Source organism: Pseudomonas carassii (assembly GCF_036324045.1).
Classification (GTDB): domain Bacteria; phylum Pseudomonadota; class Gammaproteobacteria; order Pseudomonadales; family Pseudomonadaceae; genus Aquipseudomonas; species Aquipseudomonas peradeniyensis.
Window position 1 is genome coordinate 1 of sequence record NZ_JAZDCT010000067.1, and the last position, 11,476, is coordinate 11,476.

Genomic DNA, 11,476 nt, shown 5'->3' on the forward strand with positions numbered 1-11,476 from the left:
GGACGGGTAAATCCTGATGGTCCTCTTGCGCACAAAAAAGCCGACCCAAAGGTCGGCTTCTTTGTGCAACTCAGGCCATTATCCGGCCCGACGCATCAACCACAAACCAGCCAGCGCACAGATCCCCGCAGGGATCACCACCGCCAGCAACGGCGGGAAGCCGAACACCTGGCTCGATGGCCCCAGCAGGTCCCCGGCGATACGGAACACGAAGCCCACCAGCACGCCGGTGAACACGCGCTGACCCAGGGTCACGGAACGCAGCGGGCCGAAGATGAACGAGATCGCCATCAACACCAGCGCCGCGGTGACCAACGGCTGCAGGACCTTGGTCCAGAACGCCAGCCAGTAGCGCGAGTTGTTCAGCCCCTGGTCGGCCAGGTAGTGGATGTAGTCCCACAGCCCGGTGATCGACAGCGACTCTGGCGCCAGCACCACGGTGTTGAGCAGCTCCGGCGTCACCGAGACGTCCCACACTTCCTCGGGGCTCTTGACCACTTCGGTGTGGTCGCCGCGGAAGTAGGTGGTGGAGACATCGTTGAGCATCCACTTGCCTTCGACGTACTGCGCCCGGCGGGCGAAGCTGGAGGTCTGGATCTTGCGCTCGGCGTCAAAGCGGTAGCGGGTCACGCCCAGCAGCAGGCCATTGGGCTGCACCGAGTTGATGTGCACGAACTCCTCGCCCTGGCGGTGCCACATGCCGCGCTTGGAGCTCTGCGCCTCGCCACCACCCTGGGCCAGCGAACGGTCGGCCTGGGCCTTGTTCTCGGTCACCGGGGCCACGTACTCGCCGATCAGCAGGCCAACCAGCATCAGCACCAGCATCGGCTTCATCACCGCCCAGACGATGCGGCCGATGGACACGCCGGCGGCGCGCATGATGGTCAGTTCGCTGCTGCTGGCCAGGCTGCCCAGGCCGATCAGGCAGCCGATCAGGGCCGCCATCGGCAGCATGTCGTAAAGCCGGCGCGGCGCGGTCAGCAGGACGAAGCTGCCAGCGTCCATGAAGGTGTAGGTAGCGCTCAGATCGTTCAGTTCGTCGATCAGGGCGAACAGCGAGGCCAGGCCAAGGATGATGCCCAGCACGGCGGCGATCGCCAGCAGCACACTCTTGCCGATGTAGCGGTCCAGTTTAACCACGGGCCACCTCCGCACGACGGGCGGCGCGCTTGAGACGCAGCGGCTCCCAGTACATCAGCGCCAGGCCGATCAGCAGGAACAGGCCATGGACCCACCACATGCCCAGCGAGATGGGCAGCTTGCCCTTCTCCAGGGCGCTACGCACGGAAATCAGCATCGTCAGATAGGCCATGTACAAAAGGATCGCCGGCAGCAGCTTGAGGAAACGGCCCTGCCGTGGGTTGACGCGCGACAGCGGCACTGCCAGCAATGTCACGACGAACACCAGCAATGGCAGCGACAGGCGCCATTGCAGCTCGGCACGCTCGCGAATGCCTTCCTGCCCAAACAGTTGCGAGGTCGGGATTGCTTCACGCTCGGTGACTTCCTCGGCGACTTCCGGCTTGGGCAGCAGCACGCCATAGGTGTCGTACTTGATCGCCCGGTAGTCGGCCTGGCCCGGGTTGCCGTCGTAGCGGTAGCCGTTCTCCAGCACCAGGTAACGGTTGCCGTCGGCCTGCACTTCCTGGTGGCCCTTCTCGGCGACCAGCACCGAAGGCGCGCGGTCCTTGGTCTTGTCCTGGTTGAAGCGCTTCTCGGAGATGAATACCCCACCGAGCTTGATGCGGTCATCGGACAGCTGCTCGGTGTAGGTCACCCGGGAACCGTCGCGCAGGGTCTGGAAACGGCCCGGCACCAGGGTGTCGAACTCGGTCAGGGCATCCTGCTGGGCGATGATCTTCTGCACCTGGGCAACGCCCAGGGGCGCCAGGCTCAGGCTCAGCCAGGCGACCAGCAGGGCCACCAGCGCGGCCGGCACCATGGTCACGGTCAGCAGGCGCTGCTGGCTCATGCCGGTGGCCGACAGCACGGTCATCTCGCTTTCGAGATACAGCCGGCCATAGGCAAGCAGGATGCCGAGGAACAGCCCCAGCGGCAGGATCAGTTGCAGGAAGCCCGGCAGGCGGAACCCCATGATCATGAACAGCACGCTTGGATCGAGCGCGCCCTGGGCCGCCTGGGCCAGGTACTTGATGAAGCGCCCGCTCATGATGATCACCAGCAGCACGGCGCTGACGGCGCTCAAGGTCACCAGGACCTCGCGGGACAGATAACGAAAGACGATCAAACCAGACACTCCTGGGTTGTCAGGGGCGGAAAGCCAAACGAACGATTCGGACAGCCAAGACCAATGCCGGTTCGCCAAGGCGAACCTCCATGTAAAAGTGCGCGCATTATCCTGTGATTGACGGCGCCTGTCACTTGGCCACGCAGCATGGCGCATATCGGGGTTGTCATCGTGGTCGCGGCAGGCTCAAACTGGCAGCTTTTCCGCTGGCAGGCATCGCCCGCCAGCCGCGTGTTCCGAGCGCTTGCGAAAGACAGCGCCCACTGACAGACAGATCATTCGGGGACCCCAGACATGGAATTGGTTGTAAAGAGCGTAGCCGCTGTATCCGTCAAGACCGCGACCTTGGTCGTACCCGTCGGTGAAGGGCGCAAGCTCGGCGCCACCGCCAAGGCCGTCGACCAGGCCAGCGAAGGCGCGATCAGCGCGCTGCTCAAGCGTGGCGACCTGGCCGGCAAGCCGGGCCAGACCCTGCTGCTGCACAACCTGCCGGGCCTGAAGGCCGAGCGCGTGCTGCTGGTCGGCAGCGGCAAGGACGAAGCCCTCGGCGATCGCGCCTGGCGCAAGCTGGTCGCCAGCGTCGCCGGCGTGCTCAAGGGTCTGGGCGGCAGTGATGCCGTGCTGGCCCTGGACGACATCGCCGTCACCGGCCGCGATGGCCACTACGGCAAGTACCGCCTGCTGGCCGAGACCCTGCTCGACGGCAACTACGTGTTCGACCGCTACAAGAGCCAGAAGGCCGAGCCCCGCGCCATCAAGAAAGTCACCCTGCTCACCGCCAAGGCCGGCCAGGCCGAAGCCGAGCGCGCCGTGAAGCACGCCAGCGCCATCGCCACCGGAATGGCCTTCACCCGCGACCTGGGCAACCTGCCGCCGAACGTCTGCCACCCAAGCTTCCTCGCCGAACAGGCCAAGGACCTGGGCAAGGCGCACAAGGGTCTCAAGGTCGAGGTGCTGGACGAGAAGAAGATCAAGGACCTGGGCATGGGCGCGTTCTACGCCGTGGGCCAGGGCAGCGACCAGCCACCGCGGCTGATCGTGCTCAACTACCAGGGCGGCAAGAAGAGCGAGAAGCCGTTCGTGCTGGTCGGCAAGGGCATCACCTTCGACACCGGCGGCATCAGCCTCAAGCCTGGCGCCGGCATGGATGAGATGAAATACGACATGTGCGGCGCCGCCAGCGTGTTCGGCACCCTGCGCGCCGTGCTCGAACTGCAACTGCCGATCAACCTGGTGTGCCTGCTGGCCTGCGCCGAGAACATGCCAAGCGGCGGCGCCAGCCGTCCGGGCGACATCGTCACCACCATGAGCGGGCAGACCGTCGAGATCCTCAACACCGACGCCGAAGGCCGCCTGGTGCTGTGCGACACCCTCACCTACGCCGAGCGCTTCAAGCCGCAGGCGGTGATCGACATCGCCACCCTGACCGGCGCCTGCATCGTCGCCCTGGGCAGCCACACCTCGGGCCTGATGGGCAACGACGACGAACTGGTCGGCCAGCTGCTGGACGCCGGCAAGCGTGCCGACGACCGCGCCTGGCAGCTGCCGCTGTTCGACGAGTACCAGGAGCAACTGGACAGCCCGTTCGCCGACATCGCCAACATTGGTGGCCCGAAGGCCGGCACCATCACTGCCGGCTGCTTCCTGTCGCGCTTCGCCAAGGCCTACCACTGGGCGCACCTGGACATCGCCGGCACCGCCTGGATCAGCGGCGGCAAGGACAAGGGCGCCTCGGGCCGCCCGGTACCGCTGCTCACCCAGTACCTGCTGGACCGCGCCGGCGCCTGATGGCGCACGGCCGGTGGCGCCCCGCGCGCCACCGGCCGGCACTGAACGATCATGAGCAAAGTCGATTTCTACATCCTGCCCAGCGACTCGCTGTCGGTGCGGCTGGATTTTGCCTGCAAGCTGTGCGAAAAGGCCTGGCGCCTCGGCCACCGGGTCTACCTGCATTGCCAGGACGAGGCGCAACGCGGCGAGCTCGACCTGCGCCTGTGGCAGTTCAAGGGCGAGGCCTTCGTGCCCCACGACCACGCCGAGCAACACCCGGACGCGATCGTCGCGCTGGGTGTCGGCAGCGATGCCGGCGAACACCGTGACCTGCTGATCAACCTGGGCGGCGATGTTCCCGCCTTCGTCGGCCAGTTCGAACGGGTCGCCGAGATCGTCGTCGAGGAACCGGCTATCCGCCTGGCCGCCCGCGAGCGATTCCGTTTCTACCGCGAACAGGGCTATGCTCTGCAAGATCACCGCTTACAGCGACTCTGACGACGATGGACAAGCAGCTGAACTCCCTGACCCATTCCGCCCACCTGCTCGACGACCTCGAGTCGATCCGCGAGCTACTGGGCGACGCCGACCTGCAACCGCCGCTGCTGACCGAGACGGTGGAGCAGATTCCCCTGCTGCTCGACGAGCCGGCCCCCGCGCCGCCCGTCGCCGAGGCAGCGGCGGTAGCGGCCCCGGCACCTGAAGAGGATGCCCAGACCCGCCGCCAGGACACCCTGCTGCACCTGGACGCCGAACTGCGCGCCGCCGCGCAACTGATCATGCAGGACGTGATCAACGATTTCACCCCGCACATCGAGACCGAGATCAAGCGTCGCCTCGATGCGCGGCTGGAGCGGTTGCTCAAGCGTTCCGAGTGACTCTCTGGGGGCCGCTTCGCGGCCCTTTCGCGGCACTAGGCCGCTCCTACAGGGGAACGCGATCTCCTGTAGGAGCGGCCTTGTGCCGCGAAAGGGCTGCAAAGCAGCCCCGGCGCCTGTCGCCTCAACCTCCTGCGTTGGTTATACTTCCCGGCTTTCCCGAATTAATGCCTAAGGGTCCCGCCGCGCATGGATAAGACCTACCAGCCGCACGCCATCGAAACTTCCTGGTACAACACCTGGGAGTCCGAGAACTATTTCGCTCCACAAGGTGCAGGCGAGTCCTACACCATCATGATCCCGCCGCCGAACGTGACCGGCAGCCTGCACATGGGCCACGGTTTCAACAACGCGATCATGGACGCGCTGATCCGCTTCCGCCGCATGCAGGGTCGCGATACCCTGTGGCAGCCGGGCACCGACCACGCCGGTATCGCCACCCAGATGCTGGTGGAGCGCCAGCTCGAGGCCAAGGGCCAGAACCGTCACGACCTGGGTCGTGAGAAATTCCTGGAGAAGGTCTGGGAGTGGAAGGATCAATCGGGCGGCAACATCAGCCGCCAGATCCGCCGCCTGGGCTCGTCGGTGGACTGGAGCCGCGAGCGCTTCACCATGGACGACGGCCTGTCCGAAGCGGTCAAAGAGGCTTTCGTGCGCCTGCACGAGGACGGCCTGATCTACCGCGGCAAGCGCCTGGTCAACTGGGACACCAAGCTGCACACGGCGATTTCCGACCTCGAAGTGGAGAACCACGACGAGAAGGGCCACCTGTGGAACCTGCGCTACCCACTGGCCGACGGCGCCAAGACCGCCGAAGGCAAGGACCACCTGGTGGTCGCCACCACCCGTCCGGAAACCCTGCTCGGTGACGTCGCCGTCGCCGTCAACCCGACCGACGAGCGCTACCAGGCACTGATCGGCAAGTTCGTCGAACTGCCGCTGGTCGGCCGCCGCATCCCGATCGTCGCCGACGACTACTGCGACCCCGAGTTCGGCACCGGCTGCGTGAAGATCACCCCGGCCCACGACTTCAACGACTATGAAGTCGGCAAGCGCCACAACCTGCCGCTGCTCAATATCTTCGACAAGAACGCCACCGTGCTGGCCGCGGTCCAGGCGTTCAACCTCGACGGCAGCGTCAACGAAGGTATCGACACCTCGCTACCGGCCCAGTACGCCGGCCTCGACCGCTTTGTCGCGCGCAAGCAGATGGTCGCCGACCTGGACGCCCAGGGCCTGCTGGTCAGCATCGACGACCATGCCCTGAAGGTACCGAAAGGCGACCGTTCGGGCACCATCATCGAGCCGTGGCTGACCGACCAGTGGTACGTCTCCACCAAGCCGCTGGCCGAACCTGCCATCGCCGCCGTGGAAGACGGCCGCATCCAGTTCGTGCCCAAGCAGTACGAGAACATGTACTTCTCCTGGATGCGTGACATCCAGGACTGGTGCATCAGCCGCCAGCTGTGGTGGGGCCACCGCATCCCGGCCTGGTACGACGAGGCCGGCCAGGTCTACGTCGGCCGTGACGAGGCCGAAGTGCGCGCCAAGCACAACCTGGGCGCCGATGTGAAACTGCGCCAGGACGACGACGTGCTCGACACCTGGTTCAGCTCGGGCCTGTGGACCTTCTCCACCCTGGGCTGGCCGGAGCAGACCGAGTTCCTGAAGAAATTCCACTCCACCGACGTGCTGGTCACCGGCTTCGACATCATCTTCTTCTGGGTCGCCCGGATGATCATGCTGACGATGCACCTGATCAAGAACGAGGACGGCACCCCGCAGGTCCCGTTCAAGACCGTCTACGTGCACGGTCTGGTCCGCGACGGCCAGGGCCAGAAGATGTCCAAGTCCAAGGGCAACGTCCTCGACCCGCTGGACATCGTCGACGGCATCACTCTCGACGCCCTGCTGGAAAAACGCACCAGCGGCATGATGCAGCCCAAGCTTGCCGAGAAGATCGCCAAGCAGACCAAGGCCGAGTTCCCCGAAGGCATCGCCAGCTACGGCACCGACGCCCTGCGCTTCACCTTCTGCTCGCTGGCCTCCACCGGTCGTGACATCAAGTTCGACATGGGCCGCGTCGAAGGCTACCGCAACTTCTGCAACAAGATCTGGAACGCCGCCCGCTACGTCCTGGACAAGGGCGAGGACTGCGGCCAGAACGGCGAGGCCTACGAGCTGTCGCTGGCCGACCGCTGGATCATCTCGCAGCTGCAGCGCACCGAAGCCGAGGTTACCCGCCAGCTCGAGCAGTTCCGCTTCGACCTGGCCAGCCAGGCCCTGTACGAGTTCATCTGGAACCAGTACTGCGACTGGTACCTGGAACTGTCCAAGCCGGTGCTGTGGGACGAGAACGCCCCGATCGAGCGCGCCCGTGGCACCCGCCGTACCCTGGTGCGCGTGCTGGAAGTCGCCCTGCGCCTGGCGCACCCGTTCATGCCGTTCATCACCGAAGAGATCTGGCAGCGCATCGCGCCGCTGGCCGGCATCGAAGGCAAGACCATCATGCTGCAGCCATGGCCTGAAGCGAACGAAAGCCGCATCGATGCCGCCGCCGAAGGCGACATCGAGTGGCTCAAGGAGCTGATGGTGGGCCTGCGCAACATCCGCGCCGAGATGAACATCGGCCCGGGCAAGCCGCTGCCGCTGTTCCTGAAGAACGCCAACGCCGACGACCAGCGCCGCCTGCAGGAAAATGAAGCCCTGCTGAAGAAACTGGCCAAGGTCGAGTCGTTCACCGTGCTCGTCGAGCAGGACGAAGCGCCGCTGTCGGCCACCGCACTGGTGGGTGACCTGCAGGTGCTGGTGCCGATGGCCGGCCTGATCGACAAGGACGCGGAGCTTGCGCGCCTGAGCAAGGAGATCCAGCGCCTGCAGGGCGAGGTCCAGCGCGTGGGTGGCAAGCTGTCCAACGCCGCCTTCGTCGACAAGGCACCGCCTGCGGTGATCGAGAAGGAACGCGCCAAGCTGGCCGAGTCGGAGCAGGCCCTGGCCAACTTCACCGAGCAGCATGCGCGGATTGCTGCGCTGTAACAATCTGATAGACCGCTGGGGCCGCGTTGCGGCCCTTTCGCGACACAAGGCCGCTCCTACAGGGACGGCGCCAGCTTGAGAGGCGCCGCTATCCTGTAGGAGCGGCCTTGTGTCGCGAAAGGGCTGCAAAGCCGCCCCAGGGCCTGCAACACCGGATCCGACCATGACCAACAAACCCACCCTGCACCCACGCAACCGCCACCAGGGCCGCTACGACTTTCCCGCCCTGATCAAGGCGCACCCGGACCTGGCCCGCTTCACCATCACCAACCCCTACGGCAAGCCCAGCATCGACTTCGCCAACCCCGAGGCCGTGCGGGTGTTCAACCGCGCCCTGCTCAAGGCCCAGTACGGCATCCAGCACTGGGACATCCCGGCCGACTACCTGTGCCCGCCAATCCCTGGCCGCGCCGACTACATTCACGTGCTGGCCGACCTGCTGACCGAGGACAACGGCGGCGAGATCCCCCGTGGCGCCCAGGTGCGCGCCCTGGATATCGGCGTCGGCGCCAACTGCATCTACCCCCTGCTCGGCCACAGCGACTACCGCTGGCGCTTCACCGGCTCCGACATCGACGGCGTGGCCCTGGCCTCGGCCAAGGCCATCGTCCAGGCCAACAAGCTCGACAAGGCCATCAGCCTGCGTCAGCAAGCGCAGCCCAGGCATATTCTCAGTGGCCTGCTGCAAGCCGACGAACGCTTCGACGTCACCCTGTGCAACCCGCCGTTCCACGCCTCCCGCGAGGAAGCCACCCGCGGCAGCCAGCGCAAGTGGAAGAACCTCGGCAAGCAGGACCCCAAGCGCAAGCTGCCAGTGCTGAACTTTGGCGGGCAGAACAACGAACTGTGGTGCGAAGGTGGCGAGATCCGCTTCGTCAGCCAACTGGTCGCCGAAAGCGCCCAGTACGCGGCCCAGGTACTGTGGTTCACCAGCCTGGTGTCCAAGGCCAGCAACCTGCCGGGTATCGAGGCGGCCTTGAAGAAGGCCGGGGTGAAGGCCCTGCGCATCGTCGAGATGGGCCAGGGGCAGAAGCAGAGCCGCATGGTCGCCTGGAGCTTCCACGACGACAGCGCACGCCAGCAATGGCATGCCGCGCGCAAATCACAGGCATGAAAAAACCGCGCCCGGGCAAGCCGGGCGCGGTTTCGTCAACGCATCAACAATTACTTGTTGATCGAGTCGGTCAGCACTTTGGCTGGAACGAACTTGACGACTTTCTTGGCAGCGATTTCGATGGCGGCGCCAGTCGAAGGGTTGCGGCCGGTACGGGCAGGACGCTCGGAGACTTTCAGCTTGCCGATGCCTGGCAGGGTGATTTCGGCGCCGTTTTCCAGTTGGTCGGCAACGATCTGGCCCAGTTGCTCCAGAGCAGCGCGCGCGGTGGTTTTCGGCGCGTCGATGGATTCAGCGATGTCGGCAATCAGTTGGTCTTTGGTCAGTGCCATGGTGGTGTTCCTTCCCTATCAAATCAGAGGTTGTGCAGCATGCTTGGTCGGTGGTCGGGCCAGCCCGGGACAATCCAGAGGCCGCGTCGATCGCGTATGTAGATACGCAAATCGGCGTTTGGTTCGACACCGCGCAAGCGATCTGCCAGCAATGCGCCACCCAAGGGGCGCAAGACCGCGCAAAGCTACCACAGGAATCGAGAAATATCCGCTGTCGACATTGATTTTGTGCAGGTTTTTCGGGGGTTTTCGGAAAAATCGCAAAAAAATGTGCAAAAAACGAACAACCGGCATTTGTGCCAATATCTGGCCACTGCATCACCCCCACCCTGAGGTAAACTGAGCGACTTTTGCAGCGCGGCTTTTCACCGCTCAGACCACCGAGAATTCCATGCCAATCCGTCATTGCATCGTTCACCTGATCGACAAGAAGCCCGATGGCAGCCCCGCCGTGCTCCATGCGCGCGACAGCGAACTGGCAGCCTCCGACGCCATCGAGAACCTGCTGGCCGACCTCAACGACAGCTACAACGCCAAGCAAGGCAAAGCCTGGGGCTTTTTCCACGGCGAGTCCGGCGCCTACCCGTTCAGTGGCTGGCTCAAGCAGTACCTGGATGAGGAAAAGGACTTCGCCGCCTTCAGCCGGGTCGCCGTCGAGCACCTGCAGAAGCTGATGGAAGAGTCCAACCTGTCCACCGGCGGCCACGTGCTGTTCGCCCACTACCAGCAAGGTATGACCGAGTACCTGGCCATTGCCCTGCTGCACCACAGCGAAGGCGTGGCGGTGAACGCCGAACTCGACGTCACCCCGTCGCGGCACCTGGACCTGGGCCAGCTGCACCTGGCGGCGCGGGTCAACCTGTCCGAGTGGAAGAACAACCAGAACTCCAAGCAGTACATCTCGTTCATCAAGGGCAAGAACGGCAAGAAGGTCTCGGATTATTTCCGCGACTTCATCGGCTGCCAGGAAGGCGTCGACGGCCCGGGCGAAACCCGCACCCTGCTCAAGGCCTTCAGCGACTTCGTGGAGAAAGAAGACCTGCCGGAAGAGTCCGCCCGGGAGAAGACCCAGACCCTGGTCGACTACGCCACCACCCAGACCAAGCTGGGCGAGCCGGTGACGCTGGAAGAGCTCTCCAGCCTGATTGACGAAGACCGGCCCGAGGCGTTCTACGACCATATCCGCAACAGCGACTATGGACTGTCGCCGGAGATTCCGGCCGACAAGCGCACCCTCAACCAGTTCCGCCGCTTTACCGGACGTGCCGAGGGGTTGTCGATCAGCTTCGAGGCACATTTGCTCGGGTCGAAGGTGGAGTATGACGAGGAAGCCGGGACGTTGGTGATCAAGGGCTTGCCGACGCAGCTGATCGACCAGTTGAAGCGGCGCAAGGACTGAAATAGCTGGGGGCGCGTAGCGCCCCTTTCGCGCCCCACAGGCGATCGCGTTTCCCTGTGGGAGCGGCCTTGCGTCGCGAAAGGGCTGCAAAGCAGCCCCAGCGATCTCGAACAGATCACCGAATCATCAGACTTTCCCCATTCCCTGTAGTCCATTTCCCAAACATACTCCCAAGCCCTTTCAAGCCATTGCGGTGGTCTGGGTTGGCCTCTAGTCTCGGGCAGTCGCTGCACATTCAGCGATCGGCTTTGACAGGCCGCTGAGAACCTTCCGCATGGATTTCGCTCTATGGCGGCTGTGCGTGGGGCACCTCGTGTGCGCCGGGTCAGGTTCTCTCACCGGTCTGTCAACCCACGTATAGCTGCCACCCACTTGTTTGACAGCAGTTGGTGGCGGCCCTTCTGAGAGAGCCAAGCCAATGCTAAAGATCGTCCCCGATCCACCCCACACCCCTCATTCCCTCGAAGACACCCTCATCCAGGCCACCGAGTACGCCCTGTGCGCCTTGACCGTGGCCCATCATGCCGTGCAGCTCAAACCCAGGTCGCCGGCTGCCGTGTTGATGATGGCGTCGATGCATGAAATGGAGTCGCTGCGCGTGTTGCTCGAAGCGGCATTGATCCAGGTACAGATGCCGGCGCAGGCGCCGACGTTGCATTAAGCCCAATCGCGGGGCAAGCCCGCTCCCACGCCCGCCCG

The 11,476-nt window shown here is 64.5% G+C and carries 10 protein-coding genes; 7 read left to right on the forward strand and 3 right to left on the reverse strand.

The genetic code is table 11. The features are described 5' to 3' along the window. Positions 1-78: 78 nt before the first annotated feature. Both lptG and lptF read right to left on the reverse strand, forming a co-directional pair. The gene (lptG, locus tag V0R62_RS26315) at positions 79-1,140 is read right to left on the reverse strand and encodes an LPS export ABC transporter permease LptG (RefSeq protein ID WP_050704120.1); all 1,062 of its coding nucleotides are present in this window, start codon (positions 1,138-1,140) and stop codon (positions 79-81) included. Then, the gene (gene lptF, locus V0R62_RS26320; RefSeq protein WP_280081804.1) at positions 1,133-2,248 is read right to left on the reverse strand and encodes an LPS export ABC transporter permease LptF; all 1,116 of its coding nucleotides are present in this window, start codon (positions 2,246-2,248) and stop codon (positions 1,133-1,135) included. Before lptF ends, lptG begins: the two co-directional genes overlap by 8 nt. 294 nt (positions 2,249-2,542) lie before the next feature. Between lptF and V0R62_RS26325 the strand changes: the two genes are divergently transcribed. From V0R62_RS26325 to rlmF, 5 genes are all read left to right on the forward strand, one after another. Then, positions 2,543-4,036: a leucyl aminopeptidase gene (locus V0R62_RS26325; RefSeq protein WP_330105781.1), complete on the forward strand. Its 1,494-nt coding sequence runs from the start codon at positions 2,543-2,545 to the stop codon at positions 4,034-4,036. Positions 4,037-4,087: 51 nt separating this feature from the next. Further along, complete coding sequence (locus V0R62_RS26330; protein ID WP_330105782.1) at positions 4,088-4,516, forward strand: DNA polymerase III subunit chi; 429 nt, start codon at positions 4,088-4,090, stop codon at positions 4,514-4,516. Positions 4,517-4,521: 5 nt separating this feature from the next. Further along, on the forward strand, positions 4,522-4,896 hold the full coding sequence (locus tag V0R62_RS26335; protein WP_330105783.1) for a DNA polymerase III subunit chi: 375 nt from the start codon (positions 4,522-4,524) through the stop codon (positions 4,894-4,896). Between the two features lie 189 nt (positions 4,897-5,085). Then, a complete protein-coding gene (locus tag V0R62_RS26340; RefSeq protein ID WP_330105784.1) occupies positions 5,086-7,932 on the forward strand; it encodes a valine--tRNA ligase in 2,847 nt (948 codons plus the stop codon). Between the two features lie 163 nt (positions 7,933-8,095). Then, complete coding sequence (rlmF, locus tag V0R62_RS26345; RefSeq protein ID WP_330105785.1) at positions 8,096-9,046, forward strand: 23S rRNA (adenine(1618)-N(6))-methyltransferase RlmF; 951 nt, start codon at positions 8,096-8,098, stop codon at positions 9,044-9,046. Between the two features lie 50 nt (positions 9,047-9,096). Here the strand turns inward: rlmF and V0R62_RS26350 are convergent, their stop codons facing one another. After that, a complete protein-coding gene (locus V0R62_RS26350; RefSeq protein ID WP_011535502.1) occupies positions 9,097-9,378 on the reverse strand; it encodes an HU family DNA-binding protein in 282 nt (93 codons plus the stop codon). Positions 9,379-9,769: 391 nt separating this feature from the next. Here V0R62_RS26350 and yejK point away from each other — a divergent pair, with 391 nt between their 5' ends. After that, a complete protein-coding gene (gene yejK, locus V0R62_RS26355) occupies positions 9,770-10,777 on the forward strand; it encodes a nucleoid-associated protein YejK (RefSeq protein WP_062360406.1) in 1,008 nt (335 codons plus the stop codon). Between the two features lie 418 nt (positions 10,778-11,195). Continuing rightward, positions 11,196-11,438 carry a hypothetical protein gene (locus tag V0R62_RS26360; protein ID WP_330105786.1) on the forward strand — a complete coding sequence of 81 codons (243 nt, stop codon included), beginning with the start codon at positions 11,196-11,198 and terminating at the stop codon, positions 11,436-11,438. The last annotated feature ends 38 nt before the right edge of the window (positions 11,439-11,476 follow it).